Origin of the sequence: Marinobacter salsuginis (assembly GCF_009617755.1) — a bacterium.
GTDB classification, from domain to species: Bacteria; Pseudomonadota; Gammaproteobacteria; order Pseudomonadales; family Oleiphilaceae; genus Marinobacter; species Marinobacter salsuginis.
In genome coordinates, this window is the sequence record NZ_BGZH01000003.1 from 385,424 (window position 1) to 409,158 (window position 23,735).

General features: G+C 57.0%; 20 protein-coding genes and 2 tRNA genes. 10 read left to right on the top strand and 12 right to left on the bottom strand.

From position 1 onward, the window contains the following. The first annotated feature begins 164 nt into the window (after positions 1-164). Positions 165-935: a substrate-binding periplasmic protein gene (locus GJU83_RS15900; RefSeq protein WP_136629690.1), complete on the top strand. Its 771-nt coding sequence runs from the start codon at positions 165-167 to the stop codon at positions 933-935. 28 nt (positions 936-963) lie between these two features. On the opposite strand, the gene GJU83_RS15905 is transcribed toward GJU83_RS15900, so the two are convergent. Both GJU83_RS15905 and GJU83_RS15910 read right to left on the bottom strand, forming a co-directional pair. Then, positions 964-3,450, bottom strand: a complete 2,487-nt coding sequence (locus GJU83_RS15905; protein WP_153634679.1) for an ABC transporter permease — start codon at positions 3,448-3,450, stop codon at positions 964-966. After that, positions 3,450-4,169, bottom strand: coding sequence for an ABC transporter ATP-binding protein (locus tag GJU83_RS15910; protein WP_069184679.1), 720 nt, complete (start codon positions 4,167-4,169; stop codon positions 3,450-3,452). Before GJU83_RS15910 ends, GJU83_RS15905 begins: the two co-directional genes overlap by 1 nt. A gap of 62 nt (positions 4,170-4,231) precedes the next feature. Between GJU83_RS15910 and GJU83_RS15915 the strand changes: the two genes are divergently transcribed. Next, the gene (locus tag GJU83_RS15915) at positions 4,232-4,861 is read left to right on the top strand and encodes an arylesterase (protein ID WP_153634680.1); all 630 of its coding nucleotides are present in this window, start codon (positions 4,232-4,234) and stop codon (positions 4,859-4,861) included. A 7-nt stretch (positions 4,862-4,868) separates the two neighbouring features. Here the strand turns inward: GJU83_RS15915 and GJU83_RS15920 are convergent, their stop codons facing one another. Then, a complete protein-coding gene (locus GJU83_RS15920; RefSeq protein ID WP_153634681.1) occupies positions 4,869-5,834 on the bottom strand; it encodes a YheT family hydrolase in 966 nt (321 codons plus the stop codon). Between the two features lie 72 nt (positions 5,835-5,906). Between GJU83_RS15920 and GJU83_RS15925 the strand changes: the two genes are divergently transcribed. Then, positions 5,907-5,982 (top strand) — tRNA-Asn (locus GJU83_RS15925). A gap of 56 nt (positions 5,983-6,038) precedes the next feature. Here the strand turns inward: GJU83_RS15925 and GJU83_RS15930 are convergent. After that, complete coding sequence (locus GJU83_RS15930; RefSeq protein ID WP_153634682.1) at positions 6,039-7,328, bottom strand: M18 family aminopeptidase; 1,290 nt, start codon at positions 7,326-7,328, stop codon at positions 6,039-6,041. 120 nt (positions 7,329-7,448) lie between these two features. On the opposite strand from GJU83_RS15930, the gene GJU83_RS15935 reads away from it, so the two are divergent. Continuing rightward, the gene (locus GJU83_RS15935) at positions 7,449-7,937 is read left to right on the top strand and encodes a hypothetical protein (RefSeq protein ID WP_069184621.1); all 489 of its coding nucleotides are present in this window, start codon (positions 7,449-7,451) and stop codon (positions 7,935-7,937) included. Between the two features lie 104 nt (positions 7,938-8,041). Then, positions 8,042-8,650, top strand: a complete 609-nt coding sequence (locus GJU83_RS15940; RefSeq protein WP_153634683.1) for an outer membrane beta-barrel protein — start codon at positions 8,042-8,044, stop codon at positions 8,648-8,650. A gap of 55 nt (positions 8,651-8,705) precedes the next feature. On the opposite strand, the gene rlmKL is transcribed toward GJU83_RS15940, so the two are convergent. Next, positions 8,706-10,880 (bottom strand): bifunctional 23S rRNA (guanine(2069)-N(7))-methyltransferase RlmK/23S rRNA (guanine(2445)-N(2))-methyltransferase RlmL, encoded by a 2,175-nt coding sequence (gene rlmKL, locus GJU83_RS15945; RefSeq protein WP_153634684.1) that lies wholly within the window; start codon positions 10,878-10,880, stop codon positions 8,706-8,708. A gap of 318 nt (positions 10,881-11,198) precedes the next feature. On the opposite strand from rlmKL, the gene rmf reads away from it, so the two are divergent. After that, positions 11,199-11,411, top strand: coding sequence for a ribosome modulation factor (gene rmf / locus GJU83_RS15950; protein ID WP_069184618.1), 213 nt, complete (start codon positions 11,199-11,201; stop codon positions 11,409-11,411). Positions 11,412-11,583: 172 nt separating this feature from the next. Here the strand turns inward: rmf and GJU83_RS15955 are convergent, their stop codons facing one another. After that, positions 11,584-12,603 (bottom strand): quinone-dependent dihydroorotate dehydrogenase, encoded by a 1,020-nt coding sequence (locus tag GJU83_RS15955; RefSeq protein WP_153634685.1) that lies wholly within the window; start codon positions 12,601-12,603, stop codon positions 11,584-11,586. Between the two features lie 409 nt (positions 12,604-13,012). Between GJU83_RS15955 and GJU83_RS15960 the strand changes: the two genes are divergently transcribed. Continuing rightward, positions 13,013-14,173: a cation diffusion facilitator family transporter gene (locus tag GJU83_RS15960; RefSeq protein ID WP_153634686.1), complete on the top strand. Its 1,161-nt coding sequence runs from the start codon at positions 13,013-13,015 to the stop codon at positions 14,171-14,173. 18 nt (positions 14,174-14,191) lie between these two features. Here GJU83_RS15960 and GJU83_RS15965 read toward each other — a convergent pair whose 3' ends face one another. Continuing rightward, the gene (locus tag GJU83_RS15965) at positions 14,192-15,691 is read right to left on the bottom strand and encodes a RimK family ATP-grasp domain-containing protein (RefSeq protein WP_069184615.1); all 1,500 of its coding nucleotides are present in this window, start codon (positions 15,689-15,691) and stop codon (positions 14,192-14,194) included. A gap of 201 nt (positions 15,692-15,892) precedes the next feature. On the opposite strand from GJU83_RS15965, the gene rimI reads away from it, so the two are divergent. Next, positions 15,893-17,011 (top strand): ribosomal protein S18-alanine N-acetyltransferase, encoded by a 1,119-nt coding sequence (gene rimI / locus GJU83_RS15970; RefSeq protein ID WP_153634687.1) that lies wholly within the window; start codon positions 15,893-15,895, stop codon positions 17,009-17,011. Here rimI and uvrB read toward each other — a convergent pair whose 3' ends face one another. After that, positions 17,012-19,072 (bottom strand): excinuclease ABC subunit UvrB, encoded by a 2,061-nt coding sequence (uvrB, locus tag GJU83_RS15975; RefSeq protein WP_153634688.1) that lies wholly within the window; start codon positions 19,070-19,072, stop codon positions 17,012-17,014. Between the two features lie 183 nt (positions 19,073-19,255). Between uvrB and GJU83_RS15980 the strand changes: the two genes are divergently transcribed. Beyond that, the gene (locus GJU83_RS15980) at positions 19,256-20,440 is read left to right on the top strand and encodes a pyridoxal phosphate-dependent aminotransferase (RefSeq protein WP_153634689.1); all 1,185 of its coding nucleotides are present in this window, start codon (positions 19,256-19,258) and stop codon (positions 20,438-20,440) included. A 70-nt stretch (positions 20,441-20,510) separates the two neighbouring features. Then, positions 20,511-20,586, top strand: a tRNA-Asn gene (locus GJU83_RS15985). Between the two features lie 491 nt (positions 20,587-21,077). On the opposite strand, the gene pyrF is transcribed toward GJU83_RS15985, so the two are convergent. From pyrF to GJU83_RS16005, 4 genes are read right to left on the bottom strand one after another with little or no spacing between them, the layout of a single operon-like run. After that, positions 21,078-21,788 (bottom strand): orotidine-5'-phosphate decarboxylase, encoded by a 711-nt coding sequence (pyrF, locus tag GJU83_RS15990; RefSeq protein ID WP_153634690.1) that lies wholly within the window; start codon positions 21,786-21,788, stop codon positions 21,078-21,080. Positions 21,789-21,820: 32 nt separating this feature from the next. Then, positions 21,821-22,990 carry a lipopolysaccharide assembly protein LapB gene (gene lapB / locus GJU83_RS15995; protein ID WP_153634691.1) on the bottom strand — a complete coding sequence of 390 codons (1,170 nt, stop codon included), beginning with the start codon at positions 22,988-22,990 and terminating at the stop codon, positions 21,821-21,823. Continuing rightward, positions 22,990-23,292 carry a LapA family protein gene (locus GJU83_RS16000; RefSeq protein ID WP_064230620.1) on the bottom strand — a complete coding sequence of 101 codons (303 nt, stop codon included), beginning with the start codon at positions 23,290-23,292 and terminating at the stop codon, positions 22,990-22,992. Before GJU83_RS16000 ends, lapB begins: the two co-directional genes overlap by 1 nt. Positions 23,293-23,351: 59 nt before the next feature. Continuing rightward, positions 23,352-23,648 (bottom strand): integration host factor subunit beta, encoded by a 297-nt coding sequence (locus GJU83_RS16005; protein WP_008172061.1) that lies wholly within the window; start codon positions 23,646-23,648, stop codon positions 23,352-23,354. Positions 23,649-23,735: the final 87 nt, after the last annotated feature.

Sequence of the window (23,735 nt, forward strand, 5' to 3'; positions counted from 1 at the left end):
AAAGCGGGGGCCGCACGCGGCCCCGGCTTCAGCATTTTTCTTAAGATAGAAATCACATCATTGAAAAGGACTGAGCAAAAGAGGACAATTAGCCACTTCTGGCAGGGATGATAGCCGGGTTCATTTTTCACCTACAGCATCGTTTCGTAGAGAGCCCCCTCCGCATGCAAAACCGAGTGTCCTGCCTCACCTCTGCCATTCTCGGCATCCTGCTGGTTGGTCTGACAATACCTTCTTTTTCCGTATCCGCGTCCGAGGAAGAGCGTGTATTCCGTTTCAACATCTCTCCCAACGGCTATCCCCCCTATCTGATCGTTGATCAGAACCAACCCTCAGGAATCATGTGGGATGTCGTGTCCGTGGTTGCCAAACGCCTCGGCTACAGGGTTATTGCTGAAAGGATTCCGCGAAAGCGGGTTGATCAGATGCTGCTTGAGGGTTACATCGACGGCACGCCAAGGGCCCGGGAGTGGGCAGATAATCCGGAGCAGTTCCTGTTTACTGACCCTGTCGTGGACATCGAAGAGGTGTTTTTTGCACCTGCTCAATCGGACTTCTCGTACGAGAGCCCAGACGATCTGGTTTCAAAAACCATTGTTACTCACCTCGGGTACCGGTATCCGCTGCTCGAGCCTTACTTCGAAGAGGGCCGAGTTCGCCGTTTCGATGTTTCCAGGGACAAGGACATGTTCACGTTCGTGCTGCACGGCGACCGATTCGACGCGGCTGTCGCTGATCGGCTGGTCGGAAAATGGATCCTGCGGAACGAGGGCCTCAGGCAGCACTTCGACATAACCAGCAAGGGCATCAGCAATTATGGCTTCCGGCTGATGTTGCGTAAGGACTGGCATTCCTTCGCCAATCAATTCAATGCCGAACTGGCGGAGATGAGAGAGAACGGCGAACTTGACGCCATTCTCGCCAACTACCGATAACCGCTGCCGCCGCTCTACCCCGGGCGCCTTACTCCAGGCGCCTTAGCAGAAGCATGGGCGACACGCTAAGAACCGGCCGGAGTTGCCATCGGCCAAACAGGGCCAGAACCAGGGCGCTAACCAGCGGGATAGGCAGCACCACATGCCAGTGCCATTGGAACGTGCCCTCGAACATCCGGAACTGCAGTGCCCAGACCGCCGCCTCGGCGGCAACCACGCCCAATAAACCTGCAAAGCCTCCCAGCAACGCGAACTCGAGCATAGTGCTGCGCACTAACAGTTTCTGCCTGCCGCCCAGAGTTCGTAGCAAGGCCCCTTCCCTTTGCCGGTCCTGGAGCGTCGCACTGACCACCGCTGCCATAACCACAAGCGCTGCGGCAAGAATCAGCGCCAGGATGGCTTCAATCGCCTGTGTTACCTGGCGGACAATCTCCTGGATTCGCTCGATCACGTGGTCAATTTCCAGTACCGAAACGGTCGGGAACTGGCGCGAAAACTCGTTCAATGCATCCTTGCCGTCCTTGGGAAGATAAAAGCTGGTTATCCAGGTTGCAGGCATGTCTGTCAGGCCGCCCTCCGGCGGGAAGGCCATGTAGAAATTGGGTTTCATGCTGTCCCACTGAACCGTGCGGATACTGGTGACAGCTTCCGTTACCTTCTCGGAACCGATGGTAAAGGTCAGTTTGTCGCCCAATGACAGGCCGAGTTGTGCAGCCAGTTCGGCTTCCACCGAGACGCCGTTTTTCTGGTTCTCACCGAACCAGGTGCCCTCCACTACCTCGTTGTCTTCCGGTAGAGCCGACATCCAGGTGAGGTTCAGTTCACGGTTAAGGGCGTTTACATTCTCATCCTTACTGACCGTTTCCTTGACCGGCTGTCCGTTGAGCTCGGTCAGACGACCGCGAACCATGGGGTAGAGTTTATCCAGGGGCTGGCCACGCTCTTGCCAGAACGCATCAACGTCCTCAACCGCGTCCGGCGCAATATTGATCAGGAAGTGATTGGGCGCGTCATCGGGCAACTGGGCCTGCCAGTCCGACAGTAATGAAGTCCGCACCAGTATCAGCGTGGCCGCAAGCATCAGCGTCATCGCAAACACGGCAATCTGGGACAGACTGGCCCTGCGATGCCGGTAGAGGCCCACCAATGCCAGACGCCAGGCGTTACCGCCGCCACGGACCTTACGCAGTGTGGCCACTAGCAGCCATCCAACCAGGCCAAGGGCGCCAAGCAGCAGGGCAAGGCCACCGAGCAGGGAAACCACGAGGGCCAGTTCGCCGGCGTACATCCATACCAGTCCGAACACCGCCACAATGGCGATCAGGATATCCGGCAAGGCCTCACGACCTGTTTCACCGGGTTGGCTTCGCAGTACGCGCATGGCCGGCACATTCCTAAGCCGACGCACCGGCGGATAGGCGAAGGCAAACAGAGAAACAAGGGCCGTCAGAAGCGCGGGTACCAGGGCGGAAGGGTCGAGCTGGAAGTCCACCGGGCGCTCCAGTACCTCGCTCAGCATGCGAGTCAGCAACCAGTAAAGCGGCATGGCCACCAGCAGGCCACCAATGATGCCGGTAACGCCCCAGAGTGCCAGACGCCTGAGATACAAGCCGCCAATACCAGCGCCGCTCAGACCGAGGGTCTTCAGTAATGCGACGGTGTCGCGTTGAGACAGGGCGTATTGCCGGCTTGCAACAGCAACCGCCACAGCGGCAAGCAGAACCGCAAGGCTGCCGCCGAGCAGCAGGAATCGCTCGGCACGCTCAAGGGAGCGGGAGAAGGTTTCACCATCGCGAACGCCCTCCCATTCATGGCTTGGCTCCATGCGGGGTTGCAGCCATTGATAGTAAGACTCCAGCGAGGCTTCATCACCGGCAAACAGGTAAACATACTCAACCCGGCTGCCCTCCTGAATCACCCCGGTGGCTGAGACATCATCCACATGCATCATTACCCGTGGCGCCAGCGCGGAGAGCCGGAAACCACCGTCGGGCTCGCGAATGAGGAGACCTGAGACGGTCAGGTTCAGGTTCCCGACTTCCAGGGGCTCTCCGATTTCCAGATCCAGCAGTCTGAGCAGGCGCGGGTTGATCCAGACCTCTCCTGGCCCGGGCCCCTGACTGACCAGCTCCCTGGGCCCCGTTGGGTCCCGCTGTATTTCGATATCCCCCCGGAGCGGATATTCGTTGCTGACGGCTTTCACCGACACCAGCTGGAAATTATCAGCGCCCAAAACCATGGTGGAGAATTCCACCATTCGACCGGTTGCCAGCCCCTGATCAGTCGCTTCCTCCAGCCATGAATCGGGAATGGGTCGACCATTTTCCGCTTCCAGCTGCCGATCCGCCGCCAGGAACGAACTGGCTGAGGAAACCAGGGTGCGTTGCAGCTGGCTGGCAAACAGGGCGATGGTAGCAACCGTGGCAACGGCAATGATCAGAGCGGCAAGAACGACACGAACATCCCGTTCCCGCCAATCCCGGCGGACCGACATGAGCTTGTTTGCAGCCGCCATCAGTGTGCCATTTCCTGAGCCGCGCTCGGTTCGGTAAGAACGCCGGCTTCAATGTGGAACTGCCGATTGCAGCGCGCCGCCAGGTGTTCGTCGTGGGTAACCATTACCAGCGTTGTGCCCTGCTCCCGGTTGAGCGCCATGAGCAGATCGGAGACTGCCTGGCCGGTGCGGTTGTCCAGGTTGCCGGTCGGCTCATCAGCAAACAGAATCAGCGGCTCAGAAGCGAACGCCCGCGCAATCGCTACCCGCTGCTGCTCACCGCCCGACAGCTGTCTTGGAGTGTGGGTCAGACGTTCGCCCAGGCCCACCCGTTCCAGTAATTCACGTGCTCTTTTTTCCGGAGCGCTCATACCCGCCAGCTCCAGGGGCAACATAACGTTCTCGAGCGCGGTGAGCGCAGGTAAAAGCTGGAAGGACTGGAACACGAACCCAACCCGGTGGGCCCGAAGCTTTGCCCGCTCGTCTTCGCTGAGCTTGCTGATCACCGACCCGTCCAGCTCAACCGTTCCCTCAGTCGGCGTATCGAGGCCGGCTAACAGACCCAGGAGTGTGGTTTTTCCAGACCCTGAGCGCCCGACAATGGCTACGGACTCTCCCCGATTGATTTCAAGAGTGACCCCTTGCAAGATCGTGAGCGTATCGGTTTCAACACTGACGCGGTGAGTCAGGTTATTTACCCGTAACATTGGGCTCTGGCTATCCGGGTTAATATTGGTCATCTGGTTCACGGAATCTCCCGATCCTGGGTCCTGAAAACGACTTAAAGGTGTATTGGTTGTCTATGCATACGGCATTGGTGTACGTCAGATCAATTCTTTTTCTTGTAGCTACCCTGTTGGCGCTGCCCGTGGCGGCGAGCCAGAGCACGCTTCTGATTGTCGGAGACAGCCTCAGTGCCGCCTATGGCGTCCCCTCCGAAACTGCCTGGGTGCAGTTGTTACGTGAGCGCCTGGAAGACAAGGGACTAACGGAATGGGAAGTGGTCAATGCCAGCATCAGCGGAGAGACCACCGATGGCGGCGCTCGTCGTCTGCCCGAACTGCTTGAGGAGAACGAGCCCGAAGTTGTGATCATCGAATTGGGAGGCAACGACGGCCTTCGCGGCTTTCCGCCCAATGTTATCGAATCCAATCTCGCCTCCATGATCGAAAAGGTCCAGGGTTCGGGGGCGCGTGCCGTGCTGGTGGGCATGCAGATACCTCCCAACTACGGACAGCGGTACACAGAAATGTTCGCCGAAATCTACCCGAAGCTGTCAGACCGTTACGACACCGCTCTGGTTCCCTTCTTTCTGGACGGCATCTACAACCAGGACGGACTGATGCAGGACGACGGTATTCATCCTACCGAGGAAGCCCAGGCCAAACTGCTGGACAACGTCTGGCCGGTCATCAAACCGATCCTTCAGTAACTCCGACTCAGTGCAATCCCCGGAGAAACGCCAGGGCCCGGCGCTCTGACCAGTAGAACCCGTCCCTGGCGTGCTCGACAAACCCCACATGACCGCCCCAGCGAGGCGCCTCAAGGCGCACATGGGCACCGAGCTGCCGCCGGGACTCCGGAAAGCACTGCGGCGACAGGAACGGATCATCGGCGGCATTGACCATCAGCGCCGGCACCCGCACATCTCGCATGCGCCCCAGCGCCGAGCACTGCGCCCAGTAATCCCGGGCATTGCGGAAACCGTGCAGTGGTGCCGTGTAGCGATCATCAAACTCATGAAAACTGCGGATCGCGTCAAACCCGGAAACATCGATCAGGTCTGGGAACTTTTCTGCCTTCTCCTGCATTTTCACCTTCAGATCCCGAAGAAAGCGCTGCATGTAGATCTTTCGGCTGGGCAGTGCCAGCATATCGGCACTGCCGGCCAGGTCGCAGGGAACCGAGTAGGCAACGGCGCCGCAGATCCGGCTATCGACTCCCTCACCCTGTTCGCCCAGATAAAGCAGCGTCAGATTGCCCCCCATGCTAAACCCGGAAAGGAACAGGGTGTTGTAGTTACCCGACAAACCGTGATTGACCACCAGGCCGAGATCCTCAGTGGCGCCGCTATGATAGAACCTGGGTTGCCGATTCATAACGCCGCCGCAGGAGCGGAAGTTCCACGCCAGAACATCCCATCCCTCACGCAGCAAGGCTCGGGTTAAACCGAGCACGTAGGGACGCCGGCTATGCCCCTCCAACCCGTGGGACACAATCGCCAGACGGTCGCTGCCCTGCCGGTACCAGTCCAGGTGCAGTTCGTCGTCATCCGGCGTCGCAATCACTTCCGGCTCGGGATCCACCATGGGTACTTTGCGAAACAGCGTGGGCCAGACCGACTGGACGTGACCGTTGCGTAGCCACGGTGGCGGACGATAGTGAAGAGTCCTGCTTTCGTACAATTTTTAGCCTTTCATATCAGGGGGTTGACCCCGTAAATCAAAGCGCTTAATATGCGCGCCACTTGATGCTGTTCCCCGATAGCTCAGTTGGTAGAGCAACGGACTGTTAATCCGTTTGTCGCTGGTTCGAGCCCAGCTCGGGGAGCCACTTATTTCGAAATGCCGCTGCTTCTGATGAATCAGCGGCATTTTTCGTTTCCCGCCCTAGAAAATCTGTTCGCGCTGCATGAATTCGGTCAGCACGCGGAACAGCGTGAAGCCATCCTCGGTTCCGATCAGTTCCCGAATAGAGTGCATACCGAACTGCGGTACACCAATGTCCAGCGTGGTCACTCCCAGATTACCCGCCGTGAGCGGCCCGATGGTACTGCCACAGCCCATGTCACTTCGAACCACAAACGTCTGGTGTGGCAAACCCAGCTCGTCACTGATGTGGCGGTATACGGCCGCCGAGCGACTGTTGGTGGCGTAACGCTGGTTGTGGTTGACCTTGATCACCGGCCCCTGATTGAGAATCGGACCGTGATTTTCGTCGTGTTTATCCATGTAATTGGGGTGAATGCCGTGGGCATTATCCGCCGACACCATCATCGAACGGGCAATGGCCCGGGCCTTGCCGGAGCCGGCCCAACGATCCAGCACCGCCGTGAGGAACGGCCCCTGGGCGCCTTCGGCCGACATACTGCCAACCTCTTCGTGATCATTGCAGACCAACAGAGCGGCCTCATCACCGGAAGCTTTCAGCAGAGACTGAAGGCCGATGTAACAACTCAGCAGGTTGTCCAGCCGAGCGGATGCGATGAAATCATCGCGCAAACCGACAAACGACGCCTCACGGGCATCGTAAAAGCTCAGCTCGTAGCCCAGAACCTTGCGAACACTCAGTCCGGATTCTGTTCTGACCTGTTGTGACAGTATATCGACAAAGCTGGTCGTGTCACTTTCCGGAACCTGCATCACAACCGGTGGCAGATCGGTCTGGGGATTAACCGTCCGATTGCTGTTGGCTTCGCGGTCGAGGTGGATGGCCAGACTGGGGATAAACGCGATGGGTTTGCGAAAATCCACCAGCGTATCCCGCACCTTGCCGTCCTCGTCCAACACCGTAACCCGACCGGCCAGAGAAAGGTCCCGATCAAACCAGGGGTTGAGCAGAACACCGCCGTAGACCTCGACCCCCAGCTGGAAAAAACCCTTTCGGCGAAGCTCAGGTGTGGGCTTGACCTTCAGGCAGGGGCTATCGGTATGGGCACCCACCATACGGATCCCCGAGGTGGCAACGTCTTTGCTGCCGGTGCGGAAGGCAACGATCGAAGAGCCGTTACGGATAACGAAATAGCCCTGGTTTTTGGCCAGTGACCAGTCTTCCCGCTCATCCAGTTCCTGGAACCCGGCCGCACTGAGCCGTTGCTTCATGGTGTCAACTGCGTGCCAGGGTGTGGGAGAGGTGTTCAGAAACTTCAATAAATCTTTGTTAAATTCAGCGTGTTCCATGATGTCCCTGATTAAAAGATAATTGCGCCATCAGTATGGCATGAAGCCGTAAAGCCTCATACTGGTCAACGGACATTCCCTATAACCGGGTCACAAATTAACCAGCACCGGGAGCCCAACGTGCCTGCACCGAGATTTCTCGACATTGAATACTGCCAGACCGACGACGCGCTTTTCCCAACCGCTATGGCCTGGTCGCTGGAAGACGGCCGGATGAAAACCGTGGTGATCGCCCCTTCCGATGACTGGCTCCCCGAAGACGGTGACCTCGGTGATATCGACCTGCTCTACTTGGAAGAACAGGGCGTGCCCCTCATCGAACTGGCCCGGGAACTGCACCAGGACCTGCCAGACCAGACCGTATTCGTGGACGGCCTTGATCCGGACGAGATTCTGGTGGACCTGATCTTCACGGCAGTAGGACAGGAAGCCCCGTTTGAGATCGCACCCATCAGTGAGCTTATTACCGGCCTCGACAGCGAAACCCTGGAAGATCGTCGTCGCCAGTTGCTGTTCGAGGAAAGCCTGGAACCTCAACTGCCCGAAAATGGCGTATATGCCCTGCTGCTAATGGCTCGGGAAGAAGGCCTGTTCGACGAAGACCTTTAACGGTGCAGAACAGACACAGGGAAGTGTGACACGGGTCGACGTAACAAACGGTTACACAAGGCAGAATCAGCCCGTATTCGCCCACGTCAGGAAGCCCGATAACAATGAACAAGGTTGTGCGAACGCCCCTTATCTGCCCACTTGTCCCCGCCCTGTTTCTCGCCTCCCAGGCTGTTCTGGCCCAGGATACTCCTCGAGCAGACAAACACTACATCGGTCTGCTGGCAACCACTTACAACCACCGCACTATCGGTGAAAACACCAAGGAGACGGCCTGGGGCACTGGCGGAACACTGGTGATGGGTGGTCATATAACCGACCTGTTCCACGCCGAGTTGCGGGCCGGCGGCGGCTTTAAAGACGCCGAAGTCCCGAATAGTGACCTCACATTGAGCGTTGACTACTACGCAAGCTGGTATATCGGCCTGCACTATCCGATTACCGACTACGCCAACCTCTACGGACAGTTTGGCTTTTCCTATATCCATGGCGAGGGGGAGATTAGCGACCCGGCGAATGACCGCAACAACCCCTTTCTGGACCTCGAAGGCGAATTTCCAGACAGCGGCTTCAGCGTCAGCTGGATTGCTGGCCTCGACTTCGAAGTAATGGACGACACCTTCCTGGTGTTCGAAGGAGGAAAGCTCTTCGAAGACACCGCCACGGATGTGAATACCTTCCAGTTCTCCGGCGGCCTGCGCTACGAGTTCTAGAATACAGGTCGGATTACGCTTCGCTAATCCGACCTACCGTTCTATTCAATTTCCTTTATGCCTTGTGGCGGATGTGCCAGCACCGGTGGATCCGGGCATTGCGCTGGAAATCCCTGTCCAGGGTATCCCGGGTAACTTCGGAAACCTCGAACTCGCTTTCCAGTGCCTCGTCGAGCTTGAATCGCCGGAAATTATTGGAAAAGATCAGCAATCCATCAGAGCTCAGCCTCGCCATGGCCTGCCTCACCAGCGTGGGATGATCCTTCTGGATATCCAGAACGCCCGCCATTCGGGCGGAGTTCGAAAATGTGGGCGGATCCATGAAGATCAGATCAAACCGTTGGTCCGCCGTTTTTCGGTCCGCAAGCCAGGCCAGGCAATCCGCCTGCTCTACCCGATGTTTCCGGGGATCCGCACCGTTCAGGGCCAGATTCTCCTCGGCCCATCCGACATAGGTTTTTGACATATCAAGGCTGAGAGAGCGGCTGGCGCCTCCTACCACGGCATGCACCGTGGCCGCCCCGGTATAGCAGAACAGATTCAGAAACCGCTGGTTTGCGGCGTGTTGCTGAATCCAGTGCCGCACCGGCCGATGATCCAGAAACAGACCGGTGTCCAGGTAATCCTTCAGGTTCACCTTCAGCACACAGCCATGTTCGTGAACCTTGAAAAACTCGCCACTGGCAGCCTGCTTTTCATACTGGCTGGTGCCCGTCTGGCGCTGGCGCTGCTTGCACACCATGTCTTCCCGGTCCACGCCGAGCGCTTCGGGAATCACTGCAAGAGCTTCGGCCAGACGTTCACGGGCGGAACGTTCGTCCACCGATTTCGGGGCCGCGTACTCCTGCACGTGTATCCGGCCCTCATAGATATCGATTGCCAGAGCGAACTCCGGCATGTCGGCATCGTAAAGACGATAGCAACCAATGCCCTGCTTTCTCGCCCACTGGCCGATGGTCTTCATATTTTTCTTGAGCCGGTTACGAAGCATGGCCGCACGTTCCTCGTTAGCAATACGAGGAGTAATCTCACCGGGGATATCGGGGCCCCGCGGGGTCATGGCGCTGGCGTCATTGATTTCGAACAACAGCAACTGAGCGGGCAGTTTGCCGTTGAAAAGCCGGTATTGCTTGTAGCTTCGCAAACCGATGGACTTGCCGTATTCCGGGGCACCGGTAAACACACCAAGCCGCCAGCCGGGTACGCTGCGTTTCACTGCAGCGCCCAGCGCCTGGTACAGGGCGCCCAGTTCCCTGCGCTCACTCAAGCGCTCACCGTATGGGGGATTGGTCAACACCAACCCATGTTTGGACCAGCCGCCCTCCGGTTCCAGGGCGTCAACCGATCGAGCTTCAACGTGGACAATACTCTCAAGCCCGGCCCGCTGGATATTCTTCCAGGCCGTCGCAATGACCCGACTGTCCTGGTCAAAGCCCGCCAGCCTGGGGATTCGTTTCTGTTTACCCTCATGGGCGCGACGTTCTGCTTCCTGGCGCAAGGACAACAAGAGCTCCGGCTGATGGCCCGGCCATTTCTCGAAACCAAACCGCTCCTGTTTGCGCCCGGGCGCCATATCCAGCGCCATCATCGCGGCTTCAATAACAAGCGTGCCGGACCCACACATCGGGTCCAGAAAATCGCCGCCGGTCGAGGCAATCTCTGGCCAGCCCGCACGCATCAGTAATGCCGCCGCCAGGTTTTCTTTAAGTGGTGCTATGCCTTTATCTGTCCGGTAGCCGCGCATATGGAGGCTATGGCCGCTTAGGTCGACTCCCAGTGACAGGCGCCCCCGATTCAGTCGAGCGGAGATAATGACATCGGGATTCTTGGCATCCACGGAAGGCCTCGGGCCTCCATTGGCCTGGAACCGGTCAACAATGCCGTCTTTTACCCGCTGTGCTCCGTATTGCGTATTCCGGATTGCCTCGTTCTGACCGAGAAAAGTGACCCGGAAGCTTCCATTCACCGGGATATGCTGCTGCCAGTCCATGTGCACAACACCGTCATAAAGCTCGTCGCCACTGTTGGCATTCACTTCGTCGACATGGAGGATCACCCGGTTGGCCAGGCGCGACCAGAGGCACGCGCGGTAGCCACCTTCCAGAGAACCTTCTACCCAGACTCCCGCCGGCGCGTTGCGCACGGTGTCCAGGCCAAAAGTGCTGAGCTCGTCCGCCAGAAGGTATTCCACCCCCTTCGGGCAGGTTACGAAAAATACAGATTTGGACAAGTTCAACTCCTGGTGTATCAGCGGCGACTGGTAAGTTTCCGGAATACTGGCTGTTCCGAAATTGGTGGTGATTTTTTAGTTCACATAACTATAAAAAAAGCGTCACATAGATGAAATAATTAGTGTACATCCGCGCAAGGTTCGACTTACCTTGTAATTGACGCGTCGTTCCGGAAGGTAACAAACCTTCCGTTAACAGGATCCTGACTGCTCTGGCTTGAGCTGACAATAGTGGGTTATCCCGGAGCGGGTAACAGTTGTCGCAGCCATTGCAGGTGTGTACACGCTTGTTCTGTTAATCCATCAGTGAGGAACGGCATGAAAAGACAGAAAAGAGACATGTACGCTCGTGCATACAAGCGGGGTTATCTCGCTGGCGTGTCCGGTAAATCCAAAGACAGCTGCCCGATTGAACAGGCGGAAGTTCGCCAGGAATGGCTGAACGGGTGGCGAGAAGGCCGCACAGATCAATGGGAGGGCATGACCGGCGTATCCGGCATCCACAAACTGGCTAACGTTACGACGGCTTGACGGCTGAACTAACCCCGAATCTTAATCTGATCTTTTTCTACACAACTTGACGCAGTATCCAGAGTAACCCAAATGGGGCCTCCCGCCCCATACCATGCGAAGAAGCGCTACGGGGTTCATTCCCCGCTCGGGCCCGCTAAGCGGGCCCACCTTCGTTCTGGGACACCGACAATCACTGTACCTGCCTGATCGCCTCAACGGCTTCTTTTATCAGCTGAGGCCCACGGTAAATAAACCCTGTGTAAATTTGTACAAGTTTGGCTCCGGCCCGGACTTTCTCTGCTGCGCTCTCGCCGTCGGTAATGCCGCCCACGCCAATAATCGGCAACGACTCCCCCAACTCCGCGTAAAGTCCCTTTATGACCCTCAGAGACGCTTCCCGAACCGGCACTCCGCTCAGCCCCCCGGCCTCATTGGCATAAGGATGACCCGCCACCGCATCACGACTGACCGTTGTATTGGTGGCAATCACGCCGTCCAGCCCCGTCTCTCGCAGCGCAGATGCCACAAAACGGATACCGTCATCGTCCATGTCCGGAGCAATCTTTACGGCTACAGGCACATAACGCCCATGTTCTTTTTCGCACTTCAGTTGCTCGTCCTTGATTGCTTCCAGAAGCCCTTTCAGGGAGTCCCCAAACTGCAGATCCCGTAGCCCTGGCGTATTGGGCGAGGACACATTCACCGTAATGTAATCGGCGCGGGTGTAGACAGCCGAAATCCCCTTTCGGTAGTCCGATTCGGATTGATCGTTGGGCGTATCCTTGTTCTTGCCAACATTGATTCCCAACACCCCGCGGTACCGGCGATTGTCCACGCGCGCCAGCAAGTGGTCCAACCCTTCGTTATTGAAACCCATGCGATTAATGATGGCTTGATGTTCCGGCAGTCGAAACATTCTCGGCTTGGGGTTTCCGGGCTGCGCCAGTGGTGTGACTGTTCCCACTTCAATGAATCCGAAGCCCAGGGCTCCCAGTGCATCAAGATGATCGGCGTTCTTATCAAGACCTGCGGCGAGCCCGACAGGGTTCGGAAAATCCAACCCCATAACATTCACTGGCAATGAATCTATTTTTGGCGAAAAAACGTTCAAAACGCCCAATCGTTGCGCAAGATCCAGACCATTCAATGCAATATTGTGAGCCTGCTCAGCCGGAAGACGGAAAAGCAGGTTGCGGAAAACGCCGTACATCTGAAAAAACTCCCCTGATCCAAGTGGGCGGAGTATACCGGAAGTTTTCCACAGCTTCCCGGGATAGAGAAAAATCAGCTCTAAATGACTGTATCATGGCAGTCTCATGACCTTTTCCACGGAATCTGTGGATAACCCTGTTGAAAATCGAGGGGCAACGGTTCCCATCCCTTGATAACTGCGCCAGTCTACAGATTGATCATTTTTTGACCAGTTGAATTTAACTTTATTTTCAATGGGTTATAATTTTTTTTCTTGCCTGTCGACAAATACTAAACAAAATGTTACCCGGTCACCGTTCTGCAATGATGTGCATAAATCACTTGAAATTCGGCTTTCGGGCCGGCACTGCCACACACTCCAAGAATAACGTTATACTGGCACCTGTTTTCGGATCAGGAGTTCTGCAATGCAAGAGCCGATTTCCCCCGCTCAACAGAACCGGGACAGTCTTGCGGGCGAAATGAGGGCGGCTTCAAGGGTCACCATTATTGGAATGATTCTCGATGCCGTACTCGGTGTCATTAAAGTCATTGCAGGTGCTCTTTTTCATTCCCAGGCACTGCTGGTCGATGGCATTCACTCCTTTACCGACGTTGCCTCGGATCTGGTTGTCCTCGGTGTAATGAAAGTTTCCCGCCAGGAACCGGATGAAGATCACCCCTACGGTCACCAGCGAATCGAGACCTTCGGCACCCTGGTGCTTGGTAGTATTCTGATCGCGGTAGGCGCTGCCCTGGCCTGGGAAAACACGCTTCGTCTGATCGAAGGCAACGTGGATGCCGTTCCCGGATGGCCGGTACTGGTAGCGGCGGCCGTGTCGGTGGCCGGGAAGGAGTGGATCTTTCGATACACTCGCCATGTAGGCCTGAAAATTCGCTCGGATCTGATTATCGCCAACGCCTGGCACAGCAGAACCGATGCGTTTTCCTCAATCGTCGTTCTGGTTTCGACCGCAGGTGCCATGCTGGGGATGATCTGGCTCGATGTGTTTGCCGCAGTGGTGATTGCCGGAATCATTATCCACATCGGCTGGAAGTTCACCTGGGACAGCGTAAAAGAGCTTGTGGATACCGGCCTTTCTCACGAAGACACAGAGATGCTCAAGAGCATTGCCCGCGACACAGACGGCGTGCGCAACGTCCACGAACTTCGTAGCCGTCGCATGGGCCATGACATCCTGCTGGATATTCACCTGGTGGTCCGGCCGGAAATCAGCGTTTCAGAGGGACATCAGATCGGTATGCAGGTGGTCTCGGGCATGCGAGACGCTCTGGACAACATTCGGGACATCAATTTCCACATCGACGCTGAAAACGACGAAGACCAGCCGCTGACCTCTGAGCGCCTGCCTTCCCGAGAAGACATCCGGGCTGTACTGGCCCGGCATATTGGTGAACTTCCACACCACAGTCGCCTGCGGCTGCACTACCTGAAGAACAAGGTGCACCTGGAACTGTTTCTCGACGAGTACGAGAAAAAAACCCTGTTCTCCTCCGCAAACATCAGGGATCAGCTTCGGGATTACCCCTGGTTTGGCAGTGTCCGGGTTTGGGTGGCCGGCCCCTGAAGAAGCCGGCCAAACCCTTTACCTCCGCCGGTTCTCCTCCATCCTGGAGAGAAACTCCTGCATGATCAGCGTATAGAGTTCGCCCCCGAGGAAGCGATCCTCGACACCGGCATCAATGCTCGGATTGTCGTTGACTTCAATCACGGCAACCCGGTTTCCGGATTGTTTAATATCCACACCGTACAGCCCGTTACCAATCAGCTTGGTGGCATTCAGGGCCGCCTGAATCACATTTCTCGGCACCTCGTAAGTGGGCATGGTCTCGAAGCCACCGCTTTCACTCTCGGATTCACCGTGCTGGTAGATCTGCCAGTGGCCTTTCACCATCATGTATTTGCAGGCGTAGATAGCCCGACCACCTAGCACACCAATGCGCCAGTCGTAATCGGTGTACAGATATTCCTGGGCCAGCACCAGGGCCGACTGCTTGAACAGGTCCTTTAGACCGGCTCGCAAGGTCTTCTCATCCTCCGCCTTGGTAACCCCTCGGGAAAATGCGCCATCCGGAATCTTGATGACCACGGGAAAGCCCAACTCGCTGATGACCTGTTCAACCGCGTTCTTCTGGTCTTTGGACAGGATCAGCGTCTTGGGTGTGGGAACCTTGTTGTTTTTCAGAAGATCCGCAAGAAACACTTTGTTGGTGCACTTCAGGATCGATACAGGATCATCAATAACTACCATACCCTCCGCCGCTGCCTTGCGGGCAAAACGGTAGGTATGGTGGTCAATGGCGGTGGTTTCCCGGATGAACAGGCCATCGTATTCCGGAAGGCGCATGTAATCCCTGCGGGTGATCTGCTCAACATTGATACCCAGCTTGCGACCGGCCTTTTCGAATCGCTTCAAGGCAACCTTGTCGCTCGGCGGCATTTCCTCATCGGGATTGACCAGAACCGCCAGGTCGTAGCGGTAACGTCGACGGGTTCTGGGCTTACGCCACACCATGCTGCTGAAACGATCCAGGGCGGCGGCAAATACGTCCTGCTCCTGTTCGCCGAGGTCCGCCGGGGCCGCCGGTTTCATGGACTCGATCTGCCACTGCTTGCGGCGCTTGAAGACAACCTCGAGAATCGGGCACGGAAAACGCTCGAACAGGGCCCTGGCAACCGGTTTGAGATCCGGATGCTCAGCCTGTCCAAAGTACGTCCGGATCCGGACTTCATGAGTAGCTGCGCGCTCATCACTGGCGGGATCAATTGCCGAACCCGACGCCTCCAGCCAGTTGATAACGCTCTCATCAAGCTCTTCCAGCTCGAGAGAAAACAACCCTTTCCTACCCAGGTCATTAAGCGTCATTACCGAAGGCACCACGTGGTGGCCACGGGCTTCCGCCAGCAATGAGCAATAATACCCCTTGCTCAGGTACCGGGCGCTCTGGCACAGGTTAATGACTCTTACCCGGCTGGACGGCGGTGCCGAGAACTGGAGATACTGATCAAACGTCAGTACATCTTCACTGGGGTAATAAGGCGCCCAGTCTTTGGCGCGGTCCACTACGATAAGCAAACGGGACATTAAAGGCATTCCTCCCTGAAAGGTCTTGCCTGTGATATTTGACGCAACGATACGCCGGTGATGATCGGTGCACAATCGACGAATAATGCGTGCTTTTACGCATCCTTACAGTCTTTGCGTTACCCTTGCTCTCACCCATAATAGCCGAATACGGGAAGCCCACCAGCATGCCCTCCAAGCTCTTCTCAAGGCCGCATCTCAATGCCTGATTTCCAGCTACGACAAGCCACCAGCAAGGATCTCAACGCCCTGGTTGAGCTTGAAAACCGGTGTTTCACAGAGGACCGACTTTCCAGGCGCAGCTTTCGCCGTTTCCTGGAGATGCCGAGGGACCGCTTGATAATCGCCGAAGCCGATGGCGAACTGGTGGGCTATTGCCTGGTTCTGATGAGCGCTGCTACCCGGCTGGCGCGGATCTATTCCATCGCGGTGTCACCGACTGTTCGGGGCCGGGGTGTGGGCGAGAAACTGGTGCGTGAGGCGGAGTCCGAAGCGGTGGACGCTGGCCGTATCATCATGCGCCTGGAAGTCCGTGAAGATAACAAGGGCGCGATCGCTCTCTACAATCGGCTGGGCTACCGCCAGTTTGGCACCTATCGCGATTACTATGAGGACCATGGCGACGCCCTGCGCTTTGAGCGCCGGATTCTGTTCTATGAGCCTTCAAGGGAATTTCCGGCTGTCCCCTACTACCCACAGACCACGGATTTTTCCTGTGGCCCCGCCGCACTGATCATGGCCATGGCCGCCCTGGATGAGCAGCAACCGCTCACAACCCTGGAGGAGCTCAGACTCTGGCGGGAGGCGACCACCATATTCATGCTGGCCGGCCATGGTGGCTGCGGCCCTCATGGATTGGCACTGGCTGCCTGGAACCGGGGCTTTGAAGCCAGCGCGTGGATCAGTATGGAAGGTGCGCTGTTCAAGGACACCGTCAGAAGCGAGGACAAGAAACGCGTTCTGGAACTGGTCCATGAGGGGTTTCTTTATGACATCGGCCAGACCGACATCCAGCTGCACCATGATCCCCTGACCCTCGAAGCCATGGAGGAAGCCCTCCACGAAGGGCGAGTTCCAGTCATCCTGATCAGCACCTGGCAGTTGAACCGTAGCCGCGTTCCCCACTGGGTGACGGTGTGCGCGATTGATGACCAGTTTGTGTACCTGCACGATCCGGAAATCGACGCCGAGGCGGGCGAAACAGTGGCCGACAAACAATACCTGCCGGTCGACCGAAGGGTGTTCAGCCAGATCTCCCGCTATGGCAGGAACCAGCCCTTGCAGGCCGCAGTCATCGTGGGGCCAAAGCGGCCGGCCTGATCATGCGGTCCGAAGGGCCGCCTCCTTCAGCTCGGCGATCTCGTCCCGAAGACGGGCCGCCGTCTCGAAATCCAGCTCGGACGCGGCTTTGTACATTTCGTCCTCCAGCCGCGATACTTCTTTGAGAACTTCCTCCGGCGACCGGTTTCCGGTTTTCGCCCTGTATTGCTCTGCCTCTTCCGCCGCTTTCTGTCCCGGGCGCTCGGCCTTGCGACGGCCTCGACCACCGCCACCTGCACCTTCCATGATGTCCGCAATCTTCTTGTTCAGGCCCTGGGGCGTGATGCCGAATTCGTCATTGTGGGCCTGCTGTTTCGCGCGCCGGCGCTCGGTTTCATCAATGGCTCTTTGCATAGAACCTGTGATTCGGTCGCCGTAGAGAATGGCTTTACCGTGAACATTCCGCGCGGCACGGCCAATGGTCTGTATCAATGAACGTTCCGACCGCAGGAACCCTTCCTTGTCAGCGTCGAGAATGGCCACCAAAGATACCTCGGGCATGTCCAGACCTTCCCGCAACAGGTTGATCCCCACCAGTACATCGAATTCACCTCGCCGCAAATCCCGGATGATTTCCACCCGTTCCACGGTATCGATGTCCGAATGCAGGTAGCGAACCTTGATATCGTGCTCCATCAGGAAGTCAGTAAGATCCTCCGCCATGCGCTTGGTGAGCGTTGTCACCAGAACCCGTTCCTTCACTTTCACCCGGGCATTGATCTCGGAAAGCAGGTCGTCCACCTGGGTAGAGGCCGGGCGCACCTCGATTTCCGGATCCAGCAGGCCGGTGGGTCGAACCACCTGCTCCACTACCTGCCCGGCGTGCTCGGCCTCGTAGTTCGCCGGCGTAGCCGATACGAAAATCATCTGCGGCGCAATCCGCTCCCACTCTTCAAATTTCATGGGCCGGTTATCCAATGCCGATGGGAGGCGGAAGCCATACTCCACCAGCGTTTCCTTGCGGGAACGGTCACCTTTGTACATGGCGCCGATCTGGGGAATGGTTACGTGGGACTCGTCCACCACCAGCAAAGCGTTGGGCGGCAGGTAATCAAACAGTGTCGGCGGTGCCTCACCGGGCCGGCGACCGGATAGATAGCGCGAGTAGTTCTCGATGCCGTTGCAGTAGCCCAATTCCAGCATCATTTCGATATCGTACCGGGTTCTCTCTTCCAGTCGCTGGGCTTCCACCAGGCGGTTGTTGTCCCGCAGTTGCTGCAGCCGCTCATCCAGCTCCACCTTGATGTGTTCAACTGCATCCAGAACCGTCTGACGGGGCGTCACATAGTGGGATTTCGGGAAAATGGTAACCCGGGGCACCCGGCGAAGAACCTCGCCGGTCAGCGGGTCGAAATAGCTGAGATTCTCCACCTCATCATCGAACAGCTCGATGCGGATCGCCTCTTTCTCGGATTCCGCAGGAAACACATCGATCACATCGCCTCGAACACGGTAATTGGCCCGGTGGAACTCAACGTCATTCCGGGTGTACTGAAGCTCGGCCAGGCGCCGCAAAATAAACCGCTGGTCAATCTGATCGCCCCGATCCAGGTGCAGCATCATCTTCAGATAGGATTGGGGATCACCCAGACCATAGATGGACGAAACCGTTGCCACGATAATGGCGTCCGGTCTTTCCAACAACGCCTTGGTGGCAGACAGACGCATCTGTTCGATGTGCTCGTTGATGGACGCGTCTTTTTCGATAAACGTGTCCGACGAGGGCACGTAGGCCTCGGGCTGGTAGTAGTCGTAGTAGGAGACGAAATACTCCACGGCGTTGTCCGGAAAGAATTCCTTGAACTCACCGTAAAGTTGGGCTGCCAGCGTCTTGTTGTGGGCCATGATGATCGTTGGCCGTTGAACCTCCTGAACCACATTGGCGATGGTGAACGTTTTACCGGAGCCGGTTACCCCCAGCAGGGTCTGGTGTGCGAGACCGGAGTGAATGCCATCTACCAGCCCCTCGATCGCCTTGGGTTGATCGCCGGCTGGCTGGAACGGTGAATCTACTTTGAACACACCTTCCCTGGCGGAAACGTTTGCCTGATTACTGGCCATAACTGGCGAAAACCTCCGGTAAAACCGAGGCAGGGGCGTTATGGTCCCTACCATTAGAGAAATTTAGCGATACACTGGCTTCATGATACCATCAGTGCGATCGACGGCTGGGCAGAAATCAGCCAGCAGCTCTGGCACCCGGCGGTCGCAGCCCTATCAGACGCAGCTTTAAGGAGCGCAAGTTTGGACCTTCAACTTTCCAGCCGAGTACAGGCTATCAAGCCCTCTCCCACCCTCGCAGTCACCAACAAGGCCGCGGAACTCCGCGCAGCCGGCCAGGACATTATCGGCCTGGGTGCTGGCGAGCCGGACTTCGACACACCTGATCACATCAAACAGGCAGCCATTGAAGCCATCAATAACGGCCAGACAAAGTACACCGCCGTGGATGGTACGCCCGCCCTGAAAAAAGCGATTATTGCGAAGTTCAAACGGGACAACGGCCTGGATTACGAAGCGAACCAGATACTGGTAAGCAGTGGTGGCAAACAGAGCTTTTTCAACCTCGCACTTGCCACACTGAACCCCGGTGACGAAGCCATCATTCCGGCCCCCTACTGGGTTTCCTACCCGGACATGGTACTGGTTGCCGAGGGGAAACCGGTCATCATCGAAACCGGCGCCGAGACACGCTTCAAGATCACTCCGGAACAGCTGGAAAACGCCATCACCGAGCGTACCCGCCTGTTCGTGATCAACAGCCCCTCCAACCCGAGCGGCATGGCCTACACCCTGGAAGAGCTGCAGGCCATCGGCGAGGTGCTGAAGAAACACCCGAACATCATGATCGCCACGGACGACATGTACGAGCCGATCCTCTGGACCGGCAAGCCGTTCTGCAACATCCTGAACGCCACGCCTGAGCTCTACGACCGCACATTCGTTCTGAACGGCGTTTCCAAAGCCTACTCCATGACGGGATGGCGCATCGGCTACGCCGCCGGCCCGGCGAAAATCATCGGCGCCATGAAGAAGATCCAGTCCCAGAGCACCTCCAACCCCGCCTCCATCTCCCAGGCAGCGGCACGGGCTGCGCTGGACGGTGATCAGGCCTGCGTGGGCGAGATGGTCAAGGCATTCAAGGAACGCCACGACTGGCTGGTAGAGGCCCTGAACAAGCTCCCGGGCGTTGAGTGCCTGAATGGCGACGGAACCTTCTATGTGTTCCCCAGCTTCCAGGGCGCCATCGATGCCGATTCCAGCGTCAGCACCGACGTTGAATTCGCTGAAAAACTGCTGACCGACGCCGGCGTAGCACTGGTCCCTGGCTCCGCCTTCGGCTGCCCGGGCCACATGCGACTGAGCTTCGCCACCAGCATGGACAATCTGGAAAAGGCCATTGAGCGCCTGCAGAAAGCGCTCGGCTAAAAAGTTCTGGCCAGGGGTTGACGGGGCGGTATAGCCAACTTAATATACGCGCCTCGTCACACGACGACGTTCCCCGATAGCTCAGTTGGTAGAGCAACGGACTGTTAATCCGTTTGTCGCTGGTTCGAGCCCAGCTCGGGGAGCCACTATTCTGAAAACCCGCTAATTCTTTGAGTTAGCGGGTTTTTTATTGCCCCACTTTTCGGTTTTGACTTCGGTTGTTGATAGCAAGTCCTGCGTTTTGGGGGCGGGCCAGCCAGCAGGTCTTTCCAAAACACGCTACAAGCACGTCCGTGTGCGCTTGAATCGGGCCATCCCTGGCCCTCTACAGTTTTGGAAAGACCTGCTGGCCGGCCCGTTCAGACTAAACAGATATACCGAGTAAAAAGAAAATCTGCAGCTAACGACACAATACGACTCAAGGAACTCTGCCTAATAGAGTGCGGTGCAAAAGGCGGACTATAACTGCGACGACCGGAACGGTGCTGTGGGGGTGCCCTCCCAAAAATGTCTGTGGCCATGGATGGCCACAGCCAAGCGCACATGGACGTGCTCGTAGCGGTTTTTGGGAGGGCGCACCCACAGCACCAGCCCCCCAATTTCGAAAGCTGGGGCAGGATTCAAAAAATAGAACGAGTCAGAGCTCGATCACCTCTGAATGAATAGCCTCCAAGGCAGCCAGCGGGTCATTTGCCTGGGTAATGGGACGACCGATTACCAGGTAGTCGGAACCGGCTTTGAGGGCATCCGTGGGGGTCATGATGCGCTGTTGGTCGCCTTTATCGGCCGTCAGGGGACGGATACCAGGTGTGATCAATTTGAAGTCAGCGCCCTGCTCGGCTTTGAGTTTGGGTGCTTCTTGTGCGGAACAGACGACGCCGTCGAGGCCGCAGTTTTTGGTGAGGGTTGCCAGGCGGGACACCTGGGTTTCCGGGGAATCGATGATGCCGATGCCGGCCAGGTCGTCGGCGTTCATACTGGTGAGGACGGTCACAGCAATCAACAGCGGGCGACCAGTACCGAAGGCTTCAAGGCGTTCCCGACAGGCGGTCATCATTTTTTCGCCGCCGGACGCATGAACGTTCACCATCCAGACACCCAGGTCGGCCGCAGCCGCGACGGCAGCTGACGTGGTGTTGGGAATATCGTGGAATTTCAGGTCCAGGAATACGTCGAAACCTCGCTTCTGCAGACCCTCGACCAGTTGCGGGCCTGAACGGGTGAACAGTTCTTTGCCCACTTTCAGGCGACATTTGGCCGGGTCCAGTTTGTCGACCAGCTCAAGGGCCGGATTCTGGGACGGAAAATCGAGGGCGACGATGATCTTGGGATCGTTAGCGGTTTGCACGTTCACATTTCCTGCGGAGATTCGGTAAAGGTTTATTCGGCTTCAACACCCTGAATAGGGTGGACGGTTTCCCACTGCTTGCAACTCGGGCACAGCCAGTGCAGTTGACGACCTGAGAAACCACAACTGACACAGCGATAAACCGGACGGTTGGCAAGTATCAGGTGACCGATGCGGCTCACCAGCCTGCCCTCATCGGTGGTCATGCCCTTTTCGTAGCCGGCCATTTCCACCAGCCTGAGCAGGCCACGCACGCTCGGGCGTGTTTCCAGTTCCTGCCTGAGCAAATCGATAGCTGCAGGACGCCCCGAGGCACGTTCGACGGACTCGACAAGGGCCAGAAGGAGGCTGGTGCTCGGATAGCTTTCGTAAAGCTTGCGCAGTTTTTTCGCCAGCCGCCCGATGTCACCATGCTCGTGCTCAAGCTTCATCAAGCGGTCGATGGCTTCCGACCCGAACTCGGCGTTCTGCTCGAACACTTTGAGGCACTGGTTGCTGGCCTCCCGGTAACTGCCCTGACGAACTAGAAGCTTCATCAGAATGAGGTTGGCCCGAACACAGGAGCGATCGTAATCGAGCGCCTCCCTGGCCAGCTTCTGCGCAGCCCACCGGTCGTCCTGCTTCAGGGACTCTTCGGACAGCTCACAGGTTAAATAGGCCAGCACCTTGAACATGGCCGGGTCGGCATCGCCCCGGGTAAGCGCTCGCGCGACCTCGGCTGCTTTAGCCCACTCCTTCTCCTGCTGGTAGAGATCAATAAGCTGTTGCGAGGAATGCCGCCCATACTCCTTGTCACCCATCAATTGATGCAGCAGTGCCTCAGCACGGTCAAGCAGACCGGCATTCAGGTAATCCCGGGCGAGCTCAAGGGTGACCTGTGGCGAGAAACGCGGAGGTAACTCGGGCCTGGCCAGAAGATTCTGGTGGATCAGTATGGCGCGGTCCGTCTCACCTTTGTTACGGAAATGGCTTCCGATGGACAGGTGCAAACTGACGGTGTCCTTGTTTACCGCAAGGGACTGAACGAAGTTTTCAACGGCCTGGTCGGAATAGTTGGTGAACAGAAACTGGAGACGGTCCTTAACCGATTCCTCGTCGGAAATCGTTTTTCCGGATCGGTTGTCATTGCTTCCCAGCCGGCCCACAAGCCAGCCAACGGCGACTGCGACAGTGAGCAGCAGCCACTGAAGTACGATATCCATTAAAGAGTCCGGTCGTTCTGGGCCCTGGATTTCTCCAATGCCTGCTCGGCGCGATCAAGTCGTTTCTGAAGGGTTCGCCGGGACACCGAGGTTCGAACGGTGGCCAGCATGGTCATCAGCACGCCTACGAGGGCACCGACAACAAATGCCATGATAATCCAGACGGCAACGCCATGGGGTTGGGTCTCAAACAGCAGGAAGTTGAGGGAGACTGCCATTTGATTGTTGAGCGAGAATACCAGTGCCAGCAGAACCAGGACCAAAACCAACAGAATAATGAGGATCTTCTGCAATCCTGCCATAGCGATAGCACTCCCAAGGGGCCTGAGGGCCCAAATTATACGCGTTCCCTGAGCAGCTGTTAAAAGCCTTTCTTCAAGCTGTCGTTGACCTGCTCTCTCAATTCCTTACCGGGTTTGAAGTGCGGTACATACTTGGCTGGCAGCTGGACGGCCTCACCGGTTTTCGGATTGCGCCCGGTACGCGCGGCCCGGTGGTGAAGGGAAAAACTGCCAAATCCCCGGATTTCTATTCTCTGACCATCGGCAAGCGACTGGGACATGTGCTCAATGATGGTTTTTACAGCCAGTTCGACATCTTTAACGGAGAGTTGTGTCTGCTTCGAAGCAATCAGCTCGACCAGTTCGGACTTCGTCATGAGGCGTTTCCCTCTTTCGTTTTTATTCGGCCGTCGGTTACCGGATTCCCATGACTACCTAGTTTAGCCAAACCAGAAAAAAACACA